Source organism: Thiomicrorhabdus sp. zzn3, from assembly GCF_029767755.1.
In the GTDB taxonomy this organism is placed as follows: domain Bacteria; phylum Pseudomonadota; class Gammaproteobacteria; order Thiomicrospirales; family Thiomicrospiraceae; genus Thiomicrorhabdus.
The window spans coordinates 362,393-382,662 of the sequence record NZ_JARUQS010000001.1; the positions used below are offsets into that span (position 1 = coordinate 362,393).

Consider the following 20,270-nt stretch of genomic DNA (forward strand, 5'->3'; position numbering starts at 1 on the left):
CCTTTTTTATCTTCTTCAAGTTGGTGTGATTAACAAAATTCTAGTTTCTGAAAGTGGCTGTTTAAGAGTTTTGCTTTTATGATAAAAGTTTATTAGTATTAAGTACGTACTTTGTAGTACTTTATTTTTTTAGCTTGGAGAAATTAAGATGTTGAATAAAATCTTGGTATTGATTGGTGCTTTCATCGTTTCTGTTAGTGCTTATGCAAGTCCGGTGAATGTGAATACGGCGTCGCCAGATGAAATTGCTTCGGCTTTAAAGGGGATTGGACCGGCCAAAGCCGCGGCGATTTCTACCTATTGCAAAGAAATGTCTTGTTCCAAACCGGAAGATTTATTGGCCGTAAAAGGCATTGGAGAGAAGACGCTGGAAAAAATCAAAAGCGATCTTCGTTTTGAAAAATGAAGTTGATAGAAATTGTTGAGAGCTTTATGAAATCTCGAATTTGGACAGGCCTGGTGGTTTTACCGGGCCTTTTTTGTTTTTGGGCTGCTGCATTATTAGCAAATGATACTGCCCCAATTTCTGGTGAACCACCTAAGCTATTGCTGTTGAAGCACTATAATGAAAAACAGGATATAACTGGTTGGCTGATGAGTGAAAAGCTTGATGGTGTGCGTGCTTATTGGGATGGAAAATATTTAATCAGCCGTCAAGGTAAGCGGTTTGCTGTGCCCGCCTGGTTTACTCAAAACTTTCCACCTTTTGCATTGGATGGCGAACTGTGGTTAGGGAGGGGGAAGTTTTCCGAGACCGTTGCGATCGTTAATCGGCTTGAACCACATGATGGCTGGAGGGAATTAGGCTATTACATTTTTGAGGTGCCAAATCAATCTGGAGGCTTTCTGGCACGTTTATCGGTATTGGAAGACTATTTAGGCCGTTTTCCGGCGCCTTACTTGCACATCATTGAGCAGGTGCCAGTCCGGAATAATGATCACGTAAAGCAGTCCTTACAGAATGTGATTCATTCGGGTGGAGAAGGCTTGGTGGTCAGAAACCCAAAGGTACTTTATGCTGTTGGCCGATCCGATCAGGCGTTAAAGGTAAAATTAAAACAGGACGCAGAATGTACGGTCAGGGGGTATACGCTGGGAAACGGTAAGTATACAGGCCAGGTGGGGGCGTTATTATGCCGTTTGACTGACGGGGAGTTTAATCAGCTATCCGCAGATCAAAGAATCATTAAAATCGGTAGCGGCTTGAGTGATGCGGAGAGAAAACTGCCTCCGCAGATTGGTGCTTTAATCACCTTTCAGTATTCCGGGCTGACCAAAACAGGCCTGCCCAGATTTCCGGTGTTTTTGAGAATTCGTGAAGATAGAGTCGATTAACCGACTAAGCCTTCATAAACGCATTCATACGATCCAGTGCATTCACCAGATTTTCCATGCTGGTGGCAAAGGAGATGCGCAGATGTTTATCTGCTCCGAACCCTGAGCCCGGTACGGCTGCAACCAATTGTTCTTCCAATAATGCTGAAGCAAAATCGGTATCGGTTTCAAACCCTTTGATCCTCATGGCTTCGGAAATATCCATAAACGCATAAAAGGCGCCGTCGGCGTGAATGCATTTAAAGCCCGGAATCTGATTAACACGCTCTACCACATATTCGTGGCGTTTTTTGAATTCCGCCAGCATGGTTTGAATGCACGCTTGGGAGCCGTTCAGCGCTTCGACCGAAGCCGCCTGTGAAATCGAGCATGGATTAGAGGTGCTTTGCGACTGCACTTTGCGCATGCCGGTAATGATATCTGCCGGTCCGCCAGCATAGCCGATACGCCAGCCGGTCATCGAATAGGCCTTAGACACTCCATTCATGACCACGGTGCGGTCGTAAAGCTCCGGGCAGACTTCCAGGATGTTGGTAAATGGCATATCCCCCAGCAGAATATGCTCGTACATGTCGTCGGAGGCGATAATCACGTCCGGATGCTGTTTTAACACCTCTCCCAAGGCTTTCAGTTCATCGGCTGAGTAAACGGCCCCGGTCGGGTTGGATGGACTGTTGATGACGACCATGCGGGTGTTAGCGGTGATGGCCGCTTGCAGCTGTTCTGGGGTGATTTTGAAGCCTTGATCAATACCGGCTTCCACAATCACCGGTACGCCACCCGCCAATAAGGCCATATCGGGATAAGAAACCCAGTAAGGCGCTGGAATGATCACTTCGTCGCCGTCATTCAACACGGCTTGGCAGAGGTTAAAGAAACTTTGTTTACCACCGGATGAGACCAGAATTTGGTTGGCGGCATACTCCAGGTGATTGTCACGCTTGAATTTAGCGATAATGGCTTCTTTCAATTCTGGGGTTCCATCCACTGCGGTGTAACGAGTTTGTCCTTCTTGAATGGCTTTGATTCCGGCCGCTTTGATGTGGTCCGGCGTGTCGAAATCCGGTTCGCCGGCACCAAGGCTGATAATATCTTTTCCGGCACGTTTCAGTTCGGCCGCTTTGGCGGTAATCACAAGGGTCAGGGAAGGTTTTACTCGATTGACGCGATCAGATAGGGTTGCCATGTAGTGTTTCTCTCGAAATAGGGTGGAAGCCTGTATAATATTGCAATTTATTTGCAGTGTTCGGCGTGTTTTTCTGCCGAGGTCATAAAATTGTCATTTTACTGGATTTTAAGCTGGTTTTTAACCGATTTTATAAGCATTTAACGGGATTTTATCGTGGCAAAAGCATTTGAGTTGGTATCACAATATCAGCCTGCCGGCGATCAGCCTACGGCGATTGCGGAATTGGTTGAAGGACTGGAGGATGGTGAGGCCTACCAAACCCTGTTGGGGGTGACCGGTTCCGGTAAAACCTTTACCATTGCCAATGTGGTGCAAACGGTGCAGCGCCCAACGATTATTCTCGCCCACAATAAGACCTTGGCGGCACAGCTTTACGGTGAAATGAAAGGCTTTTTCCCGAACAATGCGGTGGAGTATTTCGTTTCCTACTACGACTACTATCAGCCGGAAGCCTATGTGCCGGCGTCCGATACCTATATCGCCAAAGACTCTTCGGTCAACGAGCAGATTGAGCAATTAAGGCTCTCTGCGACCAAAGCCTTAATGGAACGCGAGGATGTGATTTTGATTGCCACCGTGTCCGCGATCTACGGTTTGGGGGATCCGGAAATGTACCTGAAAATGATTCTGCAACTGCGTCTTGGCGACCAGATCTCTCAGCGCGACATCCTCAGCCGCCTGACCTCGATGCAGTACAACCGCAACGACATCGAACTGTGGCGCGGAACCTTCCGGGTGCGCGGCGATGTCATCGACGTGTTTCCGGCGGAGGCCGAAGAGTATGCGGTGCGTATTGAACTGTTTGACGACGAGGTGGAAAGTCTGGCCTGGTTCGATCCGTTGACGGGAGAGGTGATCGCGCGGCCGACACGGGTCACCGTGTATCCTAAATCGCACTATGTAACGCCCCGGGAACGTGTATTGCAGACGGTGGATCAGGTCAAGGAAGAGCTCAAAGCGCGTTTGGAGCAATTGCGCTCGATGAATAAATTGGTGGAAGCGCAGCGACTCGAAGAGCGTACCAAACTCGATATCGAGATGATGCTGGAGTTGGGTTACTGTACCGGCATCGAAAACTACTCGCGCTATCTCTCCGGGCGCGATGCGGGACAACCGCCGCCGACGTTGATGGATTACTTTCCCCAAAATGCGCTGCTGGTGATTGATGAAAGCCACGTGACCATTCCGCAGGTAGGGGGGATGTACAAAGGCGACCGTTCACGTAAAGAAAATCTGGTGGGCTACGGTTTCCGCTTGCCTTCCGCGCTGGATAACCGGCCGTTGATGTTCGAGGAGTTTGAACGTTTGATGCCGCAGACGATTTTTGTCTCCGCGACACCGGGTAAATACGAAGCCGAACACTGTTCCAAAATTGTCGAACAGGTGGTGCGTCCGACCGGCCTGCTGGACCCGGAAATCGAAGTGCGTCCGGCGTTGACTCAGGTGGATGATCTGCTCGGCGAAATCAAGCAGCGCGTCGAGTTGGATCAACGTATTCTGGTGACCACGCTAACCAAACGTATGGCGGAGAATCTGACCGAATATCTTGAAGATCATCAGGTGCGGGTGCGTTATCTGCACTCCGATATCGACACCGTGGAGCGGATTGAGATTATCCGTGACCTGCGCTTGGGTGAGTTTGATGTACTGGTAGGGATTAACCTGTTGCGGGAAGGGTTGGATATTCCGGAGGTCTCCTTGGTGGCGATTCTGGATGCCGATAAGGAAGGTTTTTTGCGTTCCGACCGCTCCCTGATTCAGACGATCGGGCGTGCAGCGCGTAACGTCAACGGTAAAGCCATTCTGTATGCGGATAAAATTACCCGTTCGATGAAAACCGCGATTGATGAAACCGAGCGCCGCCGTGCCAAGCAGATCCAACACAATGAAAAACTCGGCATCACCCCGCAGGCGCTGAATAAAAAAGTCAGCGATATTCTGGAGGATTCCCCGTACGCCGGCAAAGCCAGTCGCCCGGCTGCAGCGAAAAAATCCGCAGAATCCGACGCACATTATCATCCTGACATGGCGCACTTGAAGCCGGCGGAATTGGCGAGTCAGATCAAGAAGCTGGAAAAAGCCATGTATAAAGCGGCTAAGGATTTGGATTTTGAAGAGGCCGCTATGTTACGCGACCAGATCAAAACGCTGAAAGGTAAAATGGTTGGTGTGGGCGATTTAGGCAAACAGCAGTCTTAGTCGTTTGGATAGAGAGGGGGCGCAAAACTGAGCAGGCCTGCCCAGTTTTGAGGAGCATGTCTTACACTTCCGTATCATCTTGCACGCGGAAACCTTCGCTTCCATCTGCATTAATGATCTCTTCCTCGGCCATTTTCGGCAGCGGCAGCTTACTTTCCAGTTTAATTTTCAAACGCAGGTTATTCATTGAGTCGGCATTACGCAGTGCCTCTTCGTAGCTGATTTTCCCCGCTTCATACAGGTCAAACAGCGCCTTGTCGAAGGTCTGCATCTGCTGATCTTCGGAATCCTGCATCAGTTTTTTGATTCCGCTGATATCCGCCTTAAAAATCAGGTCCTGCATGCGCGGCGTATTGATCATGACCTCCACAGCGGCGACGCGACCGCCGTCGAGGCTTGGAATTAGGCGCTGCGAAATAATTGCGCGCAAGTTCAAGGACAGATCCATCAAGACATGGTTACGTTGGATCGGAGGGAAGAAGTTGATAATACGGTCCAACGCCTGGTTGGTGTTGTTGGCGTGCAGAGTAGACAAACATAAGTGCCCGGTTTCTGCAAACGCGACCGCATGATCCATGGTATCGTCAGAACGGATCTCCCCAATCAAAATGACGTCCGGAGCCTGGCGCAGCGTGTTTTTCAAGGCGGCATCATAGCTTTCGGTATCCACCCCGACCTCACGTTGGGTGATGATGCAGTTTTTGTGCGAATGGACGAATTCGATCGGGTCTTCAATGGTAATAATATGGCCGCTGGTTTTCTCGTTGCGGATATCGACCAAGCTCGCGAGCGTCGTGGATTTACCCGAACCGGTTCCCCCGACGATCAAAATCATGCCGCGTTTGGACATGATCAGCTCTTTCATCACCGGCGGAAGATCCAAACTCTCAAAGCTTGGGATTTCTGTGCGGACGGCGCGGATGACCAAGCCTGGGGTGCCGCGCTGGATAAAAATATTGACACGGAAACGCGCGGTCCCGGCAATGTGGTAAGCAAAGTTACATTCATTGGTTTCATGGAACTCGGCAAGCTGGCGTTCATTGGTAATCGCATTGACCAACTCGTGGAGCATGGCCGGGGTCAGTTTATCATCGGTGACATTAACGAAATTACCGTCTTTTTTCATTACCGCCGGACGTCCGGCCGTCAAAAACAGATCCGATCCTTCCTGTTTTGAAAAATAGATAAGCAGCTTATGCAGTTCTTCTTTTACGGCATCTGACATGAGGGCCTCCGGTCATATTCAAAGGGTATCGATTCAAGGGCTTTCGTTCAGCCATAACCCAGTTTTAGCTCATAAAGGTGTCTTTGTTTACAGCCTTGGTGCGAGCGTTTTCCAGCGAAATGATGCGCGCATTGACCAGACGCTTGAGGTCTTGGTCGAGGGTTTGCATCCCCAGTTGGTTAGAGGTTTGGATGGTCGAGTACATTTGGGCCACTTTGTCTTCACGAATCAGGTTGCGGATCGCGGCGGTGCCGATCATAATTTCATGGGCGGCTACGCGTCCGCCTTCGATGCGCTTCAAAAGCGTCTGCGAGATAACCGCTTTCAGCGACTCGGAAAGCATGGCTCGGACCATGGCTTTTTCGTTGGCAGGGAAGACATCGATAATACGGTCGACCGTTTTGGCGGCCGAACTGGTGTGCAAAGTACCGAAGACCAAATGCCCCGTTTCCGCGGCGGTCAAAGCCAGGCGGATGGTTTCCAAGTCACGCATCTCCCCGACCAAGATGATATCCGGGTCTTCACGCAGGGCCGAACGCAGGGCGTTGGAGAAGCTGTGGGTGTCGCGGTGGACCTCACGCTGGTTAATCAGGCAGCGTTTGGAAGTGTGTACGAATTCGATCGGGTCCTCAATGGTCAAAATGTGTGAGTTTTTGCGTTCATTCAGATAGTCGATCATCGCCGCCAGGGTGGTCGACTTACCCGAACCCGTTGGCCCGGTCACCAGCACAATCCCGCGTGGGGTTTCGGCAATATTTTTAAAAATTTCCGGTGCTTTAAGGTCGTCCAGAGTCAGTACCTTGCTGGGGATGGTACGAAATGCCGCTCCCAGTCCGCGGTTTTGCATAAACACATTGGTACGGAAACGCGCGATGTTCGGCAATTCAAAAGAGAAATCCAGTTCGTGGTGTTCTTCAAAGGTTTTACGTTGCTCGTCGTTCATGATGTCGTAGATCATTTTATGCGTTTCTTCATGATCCAACGGCGGTGTGTCGAGACGCTTGACGTCGCCGTCCAATCGAATCATCGGAGGCAGCCCGGCTGAAATATGCAAGTCGGAAGCGCCTTGGCTTACACTGAATTCTAGGAGTTGAGTGACGTCCATAATGGTATGTTTCCTCAAAGCGGAATGGCATGGAATTCGGAACCCGTAGGCCATCCTTTGTTGGTGTAAATAGCCGCTAGGTAAAATCTATTATATAGAAGTTTGCGTGAAAAAAGAAAGCGCCCAACGTCGAGGCGAGGAAGCGGACCATAGGCTGCAAGAAAGGAAAGCGAAAAAGCGAAAAAGCGGAAAAGGTAGGGAAGGCATGCTGAGGGGCGCCGCCTTTTTATGGCGCTGCCCCAACAGAAGCGACGAGCAGGAAGTGAGTTAGACGGATTGTTTCGGGTTGTCGCCATTTTCTTGTGATTCGCGGCGCTCTTCAGCTCGTCGTTCTTCTTCACGCCGTTCTTTATGACGGCGCTCGATCTCTTCCCAGTCGATGTTGTTGCACGCTTCGCATGGTTCTTCAATCAGTTTCAGCCATACGAGAAGTGCGTGGATTTTACAGCCAACACAAAAGCCGAGGACGGTTTCCAGCCACATAAAGCCGAGACAGATCCAGACCAAATACAGCGGGATCCAGTAGGGCATGTAGTTATAGGTGGTGGGAATCTCTGTACTGAACCAGTCGTTCATCCAGTTGGCGAATACTTCAGGGTTGAAGAAGATCAGGCAGGTGACGATAAACGTGGAACCCAGCGACCAGGCAAAACGTTTAGGAACCAGAGGTTTCCATACCGCTTTATGGTTTTTGGCTAAAAAGCTGGCAATCAGGATGGTTGGAGATAAGCGCGAAGTTGTGACAAACATGCCTGATATCATTTCAAACAGGGCGTACCAAAGTACCCAGGTTTGAATCGTGTAATCGTAAGTTCGTCTTACCGCCTCGACCGCATAGATAATTTGGTCATCCCAGTTGAGTTCATAGGTGTCGACCGCAGTGTTGCCGTCCACTACCCAAGTAGAGCCATACACCACATCAATAAGCGTGTAGAGCATGTAGATAGGGATAAACAGTAAGAATCCGGCGCGAATTCTGACCGCAGTATCATTGATAAAGACCGGTTTTTCTTTGGTATCACGGAACCAGAGGTTTTTGAAGGTATCGACGACAGTGTTCAGCATGATATTCCCTCTTTGAAATATGGAAATAAAACATATCACAGGATGGTTATATAAGAAAAATCCGATCTATTTATGTGAGTATAAAATTGCTTAGTGTAATGCTCGGTTTTTTGTTGGGGCCGCTGAGCAGGAGGTGGCCTGATGGAAGGTGGTGGTTTAACCAGATTTTTTAACGTTTGATGTTACTCCTTTTTCAAGTGTATGTATATGTAAAACAGCTTGATACTTTTTAACGGGTGTTTCTGGGTTTGGATGTTAGGGAACCTTTGATTTAAGCAGATATTCCTTAGGCAGAGGTTCCTTAGGCCAAAAAAACAGTCGTGGACAATTCGCCGCGCAGACGGGGCGTTTGTAAAATGCATTGACTTTTAAGGTTACATTCTTTTATATGATCTTTTATATGGTTGTATAATATCTGTATATATTTCGGTTTAGGTTAATTATGCTGCTGAATCAATCTGATAGTACGTTATCTGTATTTAAGCGAGTTTGGTGGAGCTTGGTCGCCAGTATAAGTATCCTTGTACTCGTCTCCAGTGTGGCCGGTTGTACGCAAAAGCCTGAGCCGGATCTACGAATCAGTTCGCTGTTGTGGCCTGGGTATGAACCTCTGGTGTTGGCTCATCAGTTGGGGTATTTTGAAGGCCAAAACGTTCATGTCCTGGATTACCTTTCCAATACCGATGCCATGTCGGCTTTTGAAAATCATAATCTGGAAGCGGGGGCCTTTACCCTGGATGAAGCGTTGCACATGCTCGCAGACGGGGCCGATCTTAAGATTGTTCTGATTATGGATTCGTCTTTGGGAGGCGATGTCATTATGGCGAATCCGGGGATAGATTCTGTACGCGAGTTAAAGGGTAAGGCGATTGCGGTTGAGTCTTCTGCGGTGGGGGCTTATGTTTTAAAGCGGGCTTTGCAGTTAAACCAGATGACGATGTCTGATGTGGATGTCATCCCTACCAATGCAATCGAACAGGTTCACAAATTTCAAAGCGGTGAAGTCGAAGCCGCAGTCAGCTTTAATCCTTATCAGTTCCAGCTTTCCGAGCTGGGTAAGAAGGTCATTTTCGATTCATCGCAAATCCCGAATGAGATTTTGGATGTGCTGGTGGTGCGAAATGACATTATCGAGCAGCAACCGGAAAAAGTCAGGCTGATCGTGAAGAACTGGTTCCGTGCGGTTGAGTATCAGGCTGAGCATCCGCATCAAGCGGCGACCCATGCCGCGGAGCGTTACAAAATGTCCCCACAGGAATATATCGGTTCCCTTTCCGGGTTGCAGTTTGTGGATGTGGCAACCAATAAGCGCCTGCTGAACCCGGATAACAGCCCTTTGTTGAATTTAGCGCCGCAAATGCTCGAAAACTTGCAAGCCTTGGGGCTGGTTAAGGAGGGGGATGATTATGGAGATCGTCTTCTAAAAACGGCGCTGACAACAGAGTTCTTGCCAAAATGAACCTTTTTTCCAAGCTGCCCATTATTTTCTTTTTTTTAATCGTTTCTACGCTCAGCAGCGGCTTTGTTACCACCTATTCATTTTGGTTCGGCAGTAAAGAGCAGATGGAAACATTTAAGCTGAACAAGCTTGAACAGATCAATCAACGACTGGTGGAGCTGCAGGGAACACTTAACGACTTCAATCGGCGCGGAAATGAGCTGGCCATGATCCGCGAGGTATCGAGGCTGACCACAAATCGCGAGCTGGAACTGTTGGCGATTGTCGATGCGGACAGATGGGTTTACTACGCAACCCGTGCGGAGCTCCGGCAAAACCGCCTTCCGGAAAGCTATACCCGATTTGCGAGTCTCAAGGGACAGCTCCATAACGCCGTGCAGGGCAAAGTTCACTACGAAGAGGATGTCCATAAGGTACATGGCGTTTTCCCTTTGGAAGCACTCAAGGTGGGGGAAAACCGGGGAAGCAAACATTACTATCTTTATGCCATTTTCAGTCTTGAGCGAAGCTGGCAGCATATTCTTTATCATTTTCAGCAGGAAATGATCAAAGCCGGTGTGTTTCATACGCTGTTTTTCTTTTTGGCTTTCAGTCTTCTCTATTGGGTCATTAAAGGTCGGATCAATAAGATCGTTTTCGGGGCACAGACCTTGGCTTCCGGCGACTATCGTCATCGCATCCGATTGCAAGGCGGTGACGAGTTTCAGCAGATTGGCTTAGCCATCGACAACATGGCCGCCGCTTTGGAAAAACAGACTGACCAGCTGATTGAACTGGCTGAAAAAGACGCTTTGACCGGTTTGTATAACCGGTATAAGTTTTTTAAATTGGTTGAAGATCAGATTGATCTCCATCCGGCGCAGCCATTTGCCATTTTTTTCATTGACCTGGATCGCTTTAAGGTGATTAACGACACTTTGGGGCACGATGTGGGGGATAAGTACTTGAAAGTGGTTGGGCAGCGCCTGAAACGGGTGTTGAGTAAGGGGGATATGCTTTCACGTTTCGGCGGCGATGAGTTTTGTATTCTCTTTCATGATATTTTTCCGGTTACGAAAATGGAGCGGCTGGGCGAACAGATTCTTGAATTGTTAAGAGAGCCGGTTATGATTGGCGAGCAGTCGCTGTTCAGCGGCGCCAGTATCGGAGTGTCACTCTACCCTCAGGACGGACGTGATATTCACGAGTTAATCAAAACCGCCGATATCGCTATGTACCACACCAAGAACGGTGAAAAAAACAGTCTTCATTTTTATCATGAATTGTTCGACCCTAACGATCCGGGGCTGCTCGAAATGACGGCTCATATTAAGCAGGAGATTGAGCGTGGGCATGTGTTTGCGTTTTTTCAGCCTCAGATTGATACCCAGTCGGGAAATACCACCGGCTACGAAGCTTTGGCACGAATGAAAGCGAAAGACGGTGGATGGTTAAGTCCGGCTCAATTTATTCCGATTGTTGAGGAAAACGGCTGGATGATTCAATTTTCGGAAGTGATGTATCGCAATGCACTCAAAACGTATTGTCAGTGGGTTCGGCGGCAACAATCAGATGATGTGCCGACGCTGTCGCTTAATTTGTCAGCGATTCAGCTGGACCATCCGCGATTTCTGGAGAAGCTCGATGCGATTCTGCAACAGTTTCCGGAAATGTCTCGCCATATCGAGTTGGAGATTACCGAAGATATCCTCATCAACAATATTGAGGAAAAAATAGCGGTACTGAAAGCCCTTCGAATCAGAGGTATTCGCATTGCGCTGGATGATTTCGGAACCGGATATTCATCATTGAGTTATCTGAAAAAAATTCCTTTGGACCGGTTAAAAGTGGACCAGTCATTTGTGCGCGATATCAATCAGGATATTAACAGTAATGCGATTGTTGAAACCATTATTGATATGGCTCATAACCTGGGGCTGGAGGTGATCTCCGAGGGGGTGGAAACCGAGGAGCAGCTCTCCTTTTTACAGGCACACAACTGCTATGCGGTACAGGGCTATCTGACGGGAAAACCCCAAGAACGGCTTCCTTAAAAGACACCACATAGATGTGTCGAGAAGAGGTGGAGGGGATTCGTGCTTTGTTTGGATTCAGAATCCGATTTTATGCACGGTCGGTTCGATGCCTTGGGCTTTGTACGCTTTGTAGCGTTCGCGTCCCATTTGCACCAAATAGTCGGTTTGATCCAAGATTTCGATAGTCCGTTGGTAGTGCTGGAACTGCTGCGGAAATTTCGGGTGCAGGTTCACCAACACGTCTCGGCACGGTTTGGCGATGGTTTCGCCATAGAGCTGGATCGGTGCCGGAAACTCATTCATCACACTGTGCACGATAAAACTCTGCGGGGTGTAATCCCACAGAGTCAGGTCGTAGCGTTGCGCTTCCTGTTCGTTTTCAAAACGCACGTCACAACGCCGATGTTCTTGCTGAATTTTATTGAGCAGTTTGCTCAGAAAGCGTGAACGCTTTTCCGGCTCGGTACTGTTGAGCACATAAAACAGCACGTCTTGAGACGATTGGGAAGCAGAGGTCGAAGCATCCGTCATGATTAAACGTTCCTAGCAAACACACTCAAATTCGGTTTTGATCAGGCCTGGTTCAACAGGAATTCGACCACCGCAGGCACTGGACGCCCGGTGGCGCCTTTCTTGTCGCCACTGACCCAGGCTGTGCCGGCGATATCCAAGTGAGCCCAGGAAACGTCTTGGGTAAAACGTGCCAGGAACTGTCCGGCGGTAATGGTTCCGGCAGAGCGACCGCCGATGTTGGCCATATCCGCAAAGTTGGATTTAAGCTGTTCGTCCCACTCTTCGCCTAAAGGCAGTTGCCAGAAGCGGTCATAGGTTTCCTGACCCGCCTTAAACAAGGCATCCGCCAACTCCTGGTCGTTGGCCATCAGTCCGGAAACGTGGTGCCCCAAAGCAATGATGCAGGCACCGGTCAGGGTGGCCATGTCGATGACTTTGCTTGGTTTATAAGTCTGCTGGGCATAGGTCAGGGCGTCACACAGAATCAAGCGGCCTTCGGCATCGGTGTTGAGGATTTCGATGGTTTGCCCGGATAGAGACGTGACCACATCTCCGGGTTTGATCGCGTTGCCGGACGGCATGTTTTCCGTTGATGGAATCACGCCGACCACATTGATGTTAGGCTTGAGTTCGCCCAGCGCCTTAAACACCCCAAGTACGGTGGCCGCACCGCCCATGTCGTATTTCATTTCGTCCATGGCTGCGCCCGGTTTTAAGGAGATCCCGCCGGTATCAAAGGTGACCCCTTTCCCCACCAGGGCAATCGGTGCCTCCTCTCCCGCGCCTTTATAGGAAAGGCAGATCATTTTCGGCGGGGTATTGGTGCCTTGGGCGACCGCCATAAAAGAGCCCATGCCCATGCGAATCATTTCGTCGCGGTCCAGAATGTGGGTTTCAAAACCGTAGGTCTTGCCCAGCTCTTCGGCCGTTTCTGCCAAATAGCTTGGCGTACAGAAGTTGCTCGGCATATTCGCCAAGTCTTGGGTCAGCGCCATGCCCAACGCGGTGGCCTGGCCTTGAGTCAGAGCGGCCTCATTGTCGGCGTTGTCTTCACAGGCCAAGGCCATGGCATTCAATTTAGGGTCTTTAGGGTGGTGTTCGCCGCGGCTTTCATGGGCGTAGTCGTAAAAACTCTGCTGGAAAATTTGTGCGTTCTGGCGCACCGACCAGGCCTGTTGAGATTCATGCGCTGTCGGTTGTACCAGTACCAAGGCGTTCAGGACGTTTTCGGCACCGCTGTTTTCAATGGCGGTGGCCGCGGCACGCACAGCAGTCAAGTAGGTCTTAACACTCAAATCATCGGCTTTGCCCAAGCCAACCAAGAGCGTGCGTTTAGGATTCTGTCCTGCGCCGGACATCAGCATCAGGGTTTTGCCAGGCTTGCCATCAAAGTCGCCGCTTGTGTTTAACTCTGCAACTTGTTCCGCCAACGCCGATGCGCCATCGAGCGCGTGGCAGTTTTCCGCCAGTTGGCCGTCGGCAAAAACCGGCAGGATTAGGGTGTCGAAATCGCGGGTTTGGGTGTGAAAACTAAAAGCAATGCGTTTCATGTTGATTGAGCCTTCCTTTATTCATGATGTTGGAGGACAGAAATTATCTGTTTTCGCAGGCAAAACACGCATCAATGCGTGAATTAAAACTTTGCCGGTGCGGTTTTTGTATAATGCAAAGCAAAGGCCGTTTTCGACGATAAGCTGAGTTCAAACTCGGCAGGCCTGCTTGGCATTTTGAGTCTTTGAAAGTGATCTCCAGCGGTATCGGTGTGCTACATCGATTGACGCCGCAACCTCGGCTGGGGAAAATGCCATTAATCTTATCATTTTACTGTTTCAGGGGACGGTTTTGCGAATTCTCGACCGATATTTATTAAAAGAGTTGGTTGCGACCTTTTTGGCCGTCCTTGCCGTACTGTTGCTGATCACCTTTGGAACCGAAACTACGAAGCTGCTGGCGTTGGCGGTGGAAGGCAAGTTGCCCTCTTCGGTGGTGTTTCAGGTATTGATGCTGAAAATTCCGCCTGCGCTGGAAGTGATTCTGCCGTTGGTGGCACTGTTAAGCGTGATGCTGGCGGTGGGGCGACTCTATCAGGATCACGAAATGGTGGTAATGAACAGTTGCGGCATCTCCCCGCGCTATTTCCAGAAAATCGTGTTTTGGTTTCTGTTGCCGATTGTGCTGCTCACCGCTGCCATCACCCTGTATGTGACGCCGTTGAGCTATGAAAAAGAGACCGATCTGATTCTTGAGGCGCAGACCAGTGCGCCGTTTGCCGGACTGGTTTCCGGTAAGTTCAATGAACTGCCGAACGGCAAGGGCGTGCTCTATGCACGGCAAATCGATGCCAACGGTCAGATGCTGGATGTCTGGATTCAGCTACAAGACAAAGAACGTGACTTGGTTCTGACGGCACCTTTAGGACGTTTTGAGTGGATTGACGAGCGTCTGGCGTTGGTGTTGTTAAACGGCAAAAGTTATGACGGTTTGCATCAGGTTCAGGAAAATTTGACCGTGCAGCACTTTGAACGTTTTGAAGGCTATCTGCCGGAAATTGAGGCGGTGACCAAGCACAAAGCCAAGGGCATGTGGGCACCAACCGAGGTGCTGCTGGCGTCGGACAAGCTGGAAGACCAGGCTTTGCTGCAATGGCGCTTTGTGGTGCCGTTCAGTGTGTTGGTGTTGGGATTGTTGGGCTTAAAACTCAGCAAAACCGGCCCAAGGGAGGGGCGTTTTGCCAAGCTTTTTATCGCGATCGTGTTGTATGTCGTCTATAACCAGTTGTTGATTACCGCCCGTGACGGGGTCAGTGATGGTGGCATACCGTTGGTGATCGGAGTCTGGCCGATTCCGCTACTGTTCCTGTGGTATGCCTTGTCCTTGAGCCGTGTCAGAGACACTCTGCGCAAATGGATGCCGCAAAAAGCGAAAACGGAGGCGACATCATGAATCGCACTGAACGCTATCTGGGGCAAGTGGTACTGACGCATACGCTGTTGGTGCTGTTGGTGTTATTGGTCATTCTCGGGTTTTCCGAGTTTATGATTCAGCTTGGCAAATTGACCGAACAATATACCTTGGCGAAAGGGGCGTTATACACGGTGCTGAAACTGCCGGTGTATGCCTATGAAATTTTTCCGGTGGCTTTGCTGATCGGTGCCTTGATGGGGCTGGGAGCGTTGGCGAACCACTCCGAGCTGACGATTTTGCGCGTGACCGGCTGGTCGATTGGACGCATTCTCTGGGGGGTGATGAAAACGGCGCTGTTGATGTGGTTGTTGGTGGCGTTAATGGGCGAGTTTGTCGCCCCGAGCAGTGAAACCTATGCCAAAACCCTGCGCAGTGAAGCCTTGCAAAAGGGCTTTTCCGTAGGCAGTGGCAGCGGATTTTGGATTAAGGATCCCAACCGTTATATTCATGTCGGCCAGGTAGTATCCAGCAGCGAGCTGCGCAAGGTAACCATCTACACCCAAAGCAACGGTGAAATCGAAACGGTGGTGTTGGCGAATAAGGCGGTTTATGAAGCGGGGCAGTGGTTGCTCAAGGGGGTTCGCCAGCAGGAGTTGAGTTTTACCTCTTATTCTCAGCAGGACGTAGCGCATGATGAAGCCAATGTTCCGCAAGCTGCGTTGGCCGTTCCCGTATTGGACTGGAAGCTGCAAAGGTTGGCGACCGGTCAAGTTGACTTTCCGTTACAGCCGCAAGTGCTGGAAAGCCTGAATATTGAAACCCGTTATATGAGTTTGGCGGATTTGTACGCCTATATCGATTTCTTAAAAGCCAATGAGCTGGATGCCGAAGAGTATCAGCTCGCTTTCTGGCGCAAACTGGCGATGCCGCTGGTGGTGATCAGTATGATGGCGTTGGTGTTTCCGCTGATTTTCGGCTCGCAGCGTCAAGTGAGTATGGGGCAGCGGGTGTTTGTCGGCATTCTTATCGGCATGGGCTTTCATCTGCTCAATCAGATGTTCGGTAATCTCAGTGTGGTTTACCATCTGCCTGCAGTGATCGGGGCGTTTGTGCCGGCGATGGTGATGCTGGTGATTTCGGTTTTCTGGCTGCAACGGGTGCGTTAATCCTGCTCAAGCCTGTCATTTGCATCGGATTGCAGATCAATCTGAGCAGGCCTGTTCCGTGTGAGTGAAACTTTTGGCTTCTTACTCTTCCACAAGCTGTTGCAGCTGATAAACGCCTTGCTTGCCCGCTAAAGTTTCCGCCAAATAGGGCAACGCACTTTCCATCTCGTTCCATAGTGTCCATGGCGGGTTCACCATGATCATGCCGCTTGAGGTCATACCGCGACCGCTATGATCGGCTTCCAGACCGAGTTCAAATACTTGAATATTGCGGATGCCGCTGGCTTGAACGGCGTTGAGCAGGCTGTCGATCTGACCGCGTTGCACCATCGGATACCAGATGGCGTAGGTGCCTGTGGCAAAGCGTTTATGACACTGTTTCAGGGTTTCAACCACGCGCTGGAACTCGTTGTCTTTGCCGGTTTTGACTTCGTACGGCGGGTCAATCAGTATCAAACCGCGACGCTCTTTGGGCGGCATGGCGGCAATCGCTTTTTGAAAACCGTCCTGGTTAAACATTGTAATGCGGCGGTCGCCTTTAAAATTGTCTACCAGGGTTTGGTATTCGCGTGGATGCAGTTCACACAGTGTCAAACGGTCGTGTTCACGTAACGTATGCGCCGCAAACCACGGCGAACCGGGATAGTGGGTTAAGCGCTTTGAATCTTGGCTGCATTCGAGCTGAAAGCGCTTGACCGTCTGTACATAGTTTTCCACGATTTCCGGCAGGCCTGTTCGGTTCCATAAGGGGCCAATGCCGTTTTCGAATTCACGGTTTTTTTGTGCTTCGCCAGTGGCGAGTTCAAAGCCGCCCGCTCCGGAATGGGTATCGAAATAAAGAAACGGTTTCGGTTTTTGTGTGAGGTAGTTCAAGCAGTGCAACAGAATGCTGTGTTTGAGTACATCGGCAAAATTGCCGGCATGGAATGAGTGCAGATAGCTAAGCATGGTCACGGCCTCCGGCCGCAAGAAGCAAAAAACGGATTATAGCCTGTTTAGCAAAATATAAGCAAAAATGTGCATTTGCTCTCTTTTGACTTTGGCAAAAAAGAGGTTCAAAATCAAAAGGGTATCAGAGAAGATAGCCGTATTTATTTGGGCTGAGTAGTATACTTGTTCTAATGCGGTCAAGGATCGGGTCGTAAGGTTTGTTGATTTCTGTACCTGATTACAGCGTCCGCTTAATTCGGTTCAAGAGCCGTTTTCTTGAAGGTCGGTAAGTATCGAAGCCCTTCTCTTTCGATGAAGTCGTCTCTGATTTGACTTTTTAGATTGGAGTTAACCTCCTCTATAAAAAGTTTGGTTGCAAACACAGAAAGGGGGCAAATTATGAATCAGTCAATCAAATCCTTGCTGCTGACATCGATTATTGGGTTTTCCACGTTTTCTTACGCCATGGCGGATGATTTTGAAAGACCTTATCACCATGGCATGATGGGGGGAGCGCCACCTATGGGCACTCCCTCTCAGGGCTACGGGCCGTGTTACGGGTATGGACCGGGCTATGGCATGATGTATGGTTATGGTGTGGGACCAGGATACGGCATGATGCAGGGCTACGGTATGGGGCCGGGGTACGGCATGATGTACGGCTACGGCATGGGCCCTGGTTATGGGATGATGTATGGTGGTCCGGGTATGTTGAATTTCAATGATTCCCAGATCAAACAGATGGACCAAATCCGTAATCGCCACTTCAAAAAACAAGAACCCTTAATGCGTGAAATCTGGCAAGAACGTAACCGACTGCAAAGGCTGCTGAACTCCGAACGACGTGACAGCAAAGCGATAGATCGTGCCTACGATAAAGTCAGGGATCTTGAGCGCAAAGCATTTAAGGAGCGTATGCAAATGCAAAATGAAATGGAGGGTATTCTTACCAAAGAGCAAAGAGAAGCATTACGCCGCGGTTACCCGGGAGAGTGATGGGGTAAAATCAATAAACTTGAATAATAAAAAAGCCAGGTCTTAATTCCACAATGGTGGATTAAGTACCTGGCTTTTTGAATTTGGCTCCCGATGCTGGACTCGAACCAGCGACATACGGATTAACAGTCCGGTGTTCTACCAACTGAACTAATCGGGATTGGTAACCAAGCTCGTCGCTTGATGAGTGCGTATTATAGGGAAAATTTTAGGGTGCGCAACCCTTTTTTTGAAAAAGTTTTCATTTTTATGACGCTTCTTTTAAACGGTATTGAAAATGCAAACGTTTTCTCTATTTTTGAGCAGGCCTGGTGTTTTAGTGCTCTAGATAAGCATCGCCGTAGTGCTTGCAGATGACTTTGTCTCGTCCGCTTCGTTTGGCGTCGTATAGGGCCATATCGGCTCGGCCAACCAGTTCTTCGAGGGTGTCTTCGCTATGCACCTGGGTCACCCCGAAACTGGCAGTAATGGTTTGATTCGGCAGCAGCGACAGGGTTTTGATTTTGCTACGCAGGTTTTCTGCAATCTGGCCGGCTTGTTCTATATTGGCCGAAGGCAGCAGGATGAGGAATTCTTCGCCACCCCAGCGACAAATCACGTCCACTTGACGTTGCTGGAGTTTGATCAGCCGGGCGACTCCAACCAGGACTTGATCGCCTTGGTTGTGGCCATAGGTGTCGTTGATGTGTTTGAAATGATCGATGTCGATCATGACCAAGGACATGGCGTTGTCACGTGATTTCATAGTGAGAAATTCGGTGGCAAACACTTCGGTGAATTTATGGCGGTTATAGAGCCCGGTTAACGGATCGGTAGAGGCCAGCGCTTGATAGCGCTTGTTTTTGTTTTCCAGCAGTTCGTTAAGTTCTTGCAGTTCTTCTTGAAATTGACGCATCAGCATAGCCCATTTGTTATAGGTCATGGCAATGAGATCGCGCTGCAAGATCATGCCTTCGAGTTTGCCGTCATCGTCGACAACAATCACCCGTTTAAAGGGTTTGGATTTGATAAAGACAATCGCATCTTTAACGGTGGTGTTTTTGTGAATGGTTTCTACAGGCTGTGTCATGTAGGCCGACAGCGGTTGCTCCAGGTCTGACTGTTTCTCGAACAGGTGCAGTACATCTTTAGTGGTGAATATGCCGCTTAGACCACCTTGAGGATTCAGTGCCAACACGCAGTCGGCGTTATGGGTGCCCATTTTATGAATGATCGAACGCGTGGGCTGGGTGTCGGATTCCCAGAGATCTCGGCGGTTTTTTTGTAAAACGTCGCCTATGGCGTAGTTGTCCATGAGGATTTCAGGGTCAATGCTGTTGATAAGGTCGGTATGAGTGAGCAAGCCGCAAAAATCGCCTTGTTCATCTTCCACGCCAAAATATTCATGCGCATCTTTAAGCAGGTGGATGCTCTCAAGAATATTATCTTGGGCTTTAACCATCGGTAAACGCGTTAACTCAAGCTGGGCTAAAGGGGTGGCGGTATCGAGGTGCTGGTTAAGGTTGAAACGTATGACATCTTCTATGAGCAAGATGTGGAAGTAGTGGCCGCCATCGACAACGATGTTGCGGTGTTGAGACTGAATCATCTTCTCAATGGCTTCTTTTAAAGAGGCCTGTTCAGAAATGGTTACGACATCGCGGGTGCAGATTTCCAAAATGCTTGGGAAGCGCATAGAACAACGGATCCTGTTTTTAATAAATGCAATTTTTTATTATCGCATAAATCGGGAAGTGTCCTCAAAAGGCTCAGGGTAAAAGGTGTTAGGGCGTCGGATGTGTACAGTGAGACGGATAGAAGAGAGCAAAAGCGAATTTATGCAGCAACAATCTGCGTAATCAAACGGTTGGAGAGTTTAGAAACGTTTTGGAATAGGGATAAAGAATGGTACGTCCGAGTGGATTCGAACCACCGACCCCCACCATGTCAAGGTGGTGCTCTAACCAGCTGAGCTACGGACGTAAAATGGTACCAGTGGGCGGACTCGAACCGCCACGCTATCGCTAGCATCGGATTTTGAATCCGACGTGTCTACCAATTTCACCACACTGGCTAAGTGGATGCGAATTATAGGAGCAATGAAAAGAGCTGTCAAGCAGGCTGTGAGCTTTTCTGTTTAAAAAGGCAAATTAAAGATTGTTGCGGTCGGTGTTAATGAATCCGAATGAG

The 20,270-nt window shown here is 49.4% G+C and carries 16 protein-coding genes and 3 tRNA genes; 8 read left to right on the plus strand and 11 right to left on the minus strand.

From position 1 onward, the window contains the following. Window positions 1-148 precede the first annotated feature (148 nt). Window positions 149-406 carry a helix-hairpin-helix domain-containing protein gene (locus tag QCB44_RS01590; protein ID WP_279407573.1) on the plus strand — a complete coding sequence of 86 codons (258 nt, stop codon included), beginning with the start codon at window positions 149-151 and terminating at the stop codon, window positions 404-406. After that, window positions 403-1,335, plus strand: a complete 933-nt coding sequence (locus tag QCB44_RS01595; RefSeq protein WP_279407575.1) for a DNA ligase — start codon at window positions 403-405, stop codon at window positions 1,333-1,335. The genes QCB44_RS01590 and QCB44_RS01595 overlap by 4 nt, the downstream gene beginning before the upstream one ends. A 4-nt stretch (window positions 1,336-1,339) precedes the next feature. Here QCB44_RS01595 and QCB44_RS01600 read toward each other — a convergent pair whose 3' ends face one another. Next, entirely contained in the window at window positions 1,340-2,521 is a 1,182-nt protein-coding gene (locus QCB44_RS01600) for a pyridoxal phosphate-dependent aminotransferase (RefSeq protein WP_279407577.1), read from the minus strand. 156 nt (window positions 2,522-2,677) lie between these two features. Between QCB44_RS01600 and uvrB the strand changes: the two genes are divergently transcribed. Then, window positions 2,678-4,723 carry an excinuclease ABC subunit UvrB gene (gene uvrB, locus QCB44_RS01605; RefSeq protein WP_279407579.1) on the plus strand — a complete coding sequence of 682 codons (2,046 nt, stop codon included), beginning with the start codon at window positions 2,678-2,680 and terminating at the stop codon, window positions 4,721-4,723. A gap of 61 nt (window positions 4,724-4,784) precedes the next feature. Here uvrB and QCB44_RS01610 read toward each other — a convergent pair whose 3' ends face one another. From QCB44_RS01610 to QCB44_RS01620, 3 genes are all read right to left on the minus strand, one after another. Then, the gene (locus tag QCB44_RS01610) at window positions 4,785-5,948 is read right to left on the minus strand and encodes a PilT/PilU family type 4a pilus ATPase (protein ID WP_279407581.1); all 1,164 of its coding nucleotides are present in this window, start codon (window positions 5,946-5,948) and stop codon (window positions 4,785-4,787) included. Window positions 5,949-6,012: 64 nt separating this feature from the next. Further along, the gene (locus QCB44_RS01615) at window positions 6,013-7,053 is read right to left on the minus strand and encodes a type IV pilus twitching motility protein PilT (RefSeq protein ID WP_279407584.1); all 1,041 of its coding nucleotides are present in this window, start codon (window positions 7,051-7,053) and stop codon (window positions 6,013-6,015) included. Window positions 7,054-7,320: 267 nt separating this feature from the next. Continuing rightward, window positions 7,321-8,118 (minus strand): DUF4395 domain-containing protein, encoded by a 798-nt coding sequence (locus tag QCB44_RS01620; protein ID WP_279407585.1) that lies wholly within the window; start codon window positions 8,116-8,118, stop codon window positions 7,321-7,323. Window positions 8,119-8,560: 442 nt separating this feature from the next. Here QCB44_RS01620 and QCB44_RS01625 point away from each other — a divergent pair, with 442 nt between their 5' ends. Both QCB44_RS01625 and QCB44_RS01630 read left to right on the plus strand, forming a co-directional pair. Next, complete coding sequence (locus QCB44_RS01625) at window positions 8,561-9,577, plus strand: ABC transporter substrate-binding protein (protein WP_279407586.1); 1,017 nt, start codon at window positions 8,561-8,563, stop codon at window positions 9,575-9,577. Then, window positions 9,574-11,610 carry a GGDEF domain-containing protein gene (locus tag QCB44_RS01630; protein ID WP_279407587.1) on the plus strand — a complete coding sequence of 679 codons (2,037 nt, stop codon included), beginning with the start codon at window positions 9,574-9,576 and terminating at the stop codon, window positions 11,608-11,610. Before QCB44_RS01625 ends, QCB44_RS01630 begins: the two co-directional genes overlap by 4 nt. Before the next feature lie 57 nt (window positions 11,611-11,667). On the opposite strand, the gene QCB44_RS01635 is transcribed toward QCB44_RS01630, so the two are convergent. After that, on the minus strand, window positions 11,668-12,123 hold the full coding sequence (locus QCB44_RS01635) for a DNA polymerase III subunit chi (protein ID WP_279407588.1): 456 nt from the start codon (window positions 12,121-12,123) through the stop codon (window positions 11,668-11,670). Window positions 12,124-12,164: 41 nt separating this feature from the next. Further along, window positions 12,165-13,655, minus strand: a complete 1,491-nt coding sequence (locus tag QCB44_RS01640; protein WP_279407589.1) for a leucyl aminopeptidase — start codon at window positions 13,653-13,655, stop codon at window positions 12,165-12,167. A 292-nt stretch (window positions 13,656-13,947) separates the two neighbouring features. Here QCB44_RS01640 and lptF point away from each other — a divergent pair, with 292 nt between their 5' ends. Together lptF and lptG are read left to right on the plus strand one after the other, a co-directional pair. After that, entirely contained in the window at window positions 13,948-15,048 is a 1,101-nt protein-coding gene (lptF, locus tag QCB44_RS01645) for an LPS export ABC transporter permease LptF (protein WP_279407590.1), read from the plus strand. Next, entirely contained in the window at window positions 15,045-16,175 is a 1,131-nt protein-coding gene (lptG, locus tag QCB44_RS01650) for an LPS export ABC transporter permease LptG (protein WP_279407591.1), read from the plus strand. Before lptF ends, lptG begins: the two co-directional genes overlap by 4 nt. 81 nt (window positions 16,176-16,256) lie before the next feature. Here the strand turns inward: lptG and rlmJ are convergent, their stop codons facing one another. Beyond that, entirely contained in the window at window positions 16,257-17,123 is an 867-nt protein-coding gene (rlmJ, locus tag QCB44_RS01655) for a 23S rRNA (adenine(2030)-N(6))-methyltransferase RlmJ (protein ID WP_279407592.1), read from the minus strand. A 381-nt stretch (window positions 17,124-17,504) separates the two neighbouring features. On the opposite strand from rlmJ, the gene QCB44_RS01660 reads away from it, so the two are divergent. Next, window positions 17,505-18,101, plus strand: a complete 597-nt coding sequence (locus tag QCB44_RS01660; protein ID WP_279407593.1) for a Spy/CpxP family protein refolding chaperone — start codon at window positions 17,505-17,507, stop codon at window positions 18,099-18,101. A gap of 84 nt (window positions 18,102-18,185) precedes the next feature. Here the strand turns inward: QCB44_RS01660 and QCB44_RS01665 are convergent. The 4 genes from QCB44_RS01665 to QCB44_RS01680 form a co-directional block, all read right to left on the minus strand. Then, a tRNA-Asn gene (locus tag QCB44_RS01665) sits at window positions 18,186-18,261 on the minus strand. 156 nt (window positions 18,262-18,417) lie between these two features. After that, window positions 18,418-19,776, minus strand: a complete 1,359-nt coding sequence (locus QCB44_RS01670) for a diguanylate cyclase (RefSeq protein ID WP_279407594.1) — start codon at window positions 19,774-19,776, stop codon at window positions 18,418-18,420. A 210-nt stretch (window positions 19,777-19,986) separates the two neighbouring features. Beyond that, window positions 19,987-20,063, minus strand: a tRNA-Val gene (locus QCB44_RS01675). A 4-nt stretch (window positions 20,064-20,067) separates the two neighbouring features. Beyond that, a tRNA-Leu gene (locus QCB44_RS01680) sits at window positions 20,068-20,154 on the minus strand. Window positions 20,155-20,270 lie beyond the last annotated feature (116 nt).

Coding starts and splice junctions, on each gene's coding strand:
- QCB44_RS01590 (WP_279407573.1), top strand. CDS start 149: ATGTTGAATAAAATCTTGGTATTGATTGGTGCTTTCATCGTTTCTGTT.
- QCB44_RS01595 (WP_279407575.1), top strand. CDS start 403: ATGAAGTTGATAGAAATTGTTGAGAGCTTTATGAAATCTCGAATTTGG.
- QCB44_RS01600 (WP_279407577.1), bottom strand. CDS start 2,521: ATGGCAACCCTATCTGATCGCGTCAATCGAGTAAAACCTTCCCTGACC.
- QCB44_RS01610 (WP_279407581.1), bottom strand. CDS start 5,948: ATGTCAGATGCCGTAAAAGAAGAACTGCATAAGCTGCTTATCTATTTT.
- QCB44_RS01615 (WP_279407584.1), bottom strand. CDS start 7,053: ATGGACGTCACTCAACTCCTAGAATTCAGTGTAAGCCAAGGCGCTTCC.
- QCB44_RS01620 (WP_279407585.1), bottom strand. CDS start 8,118: ATGCTGAACACTGTCGTCGATACCTTCAAAAACCTCTGGTTCCGTGAT.
- QCB44_RS01625 (WP_279407586.1), top strand. CDS start 8,561: ATGCTGCTGAATCAATCTGATAGTACGTTATCTGTATTTAAGCGAGTT.
- QCB44_RS01630 (WP_279407587.1), top strand. CDS start 9,574: ATGAACCTTTTTTCCAAGCTGCCCATTATTTTCTTTTTTTTAATCGTT.
- QCB44_RS01635 (WP_279407588.1), bottom strand. CDS start 12,123: ATGACGGATGCTTCGACCTCTGCTTCCCAATCGTCTCAAGACGTGCTG.
- QCB44_RS01640 (WP_279407589.1), bottom strand. CDS start 13,655: ATGAAACGCATTGCTTTTAGTTTTCACACCCAAACCCGCGATTTCGAC.
- lptG (WP_279407591.1), top strand. CDS start 15,045: ATGAATCGCACTGAACGCTATCTGGGGCAAGTGGTACTGACGCATACG.
- rlmJ (WP_279407592.1), bottom strand. CDS start 17,123: ATGCTTAGCTATCTGCACTCATTCCATGCCGGCAATTTTGCCGATGTA.
- QCB44_RS01660 (WP_279407593.1), top strand. CDS start 17,505: ATGAATCAGTCAATCAAATCCTTGCTGCTGACATCGATTATTGGGTTT.
- QCB44_RS01670 (WP_279407594.1), bottom strand. CDS start 19,776: ATGCGCTTCCCAAGCATTTTGGAAATCTGCACCCGCGATGTCGTAACC.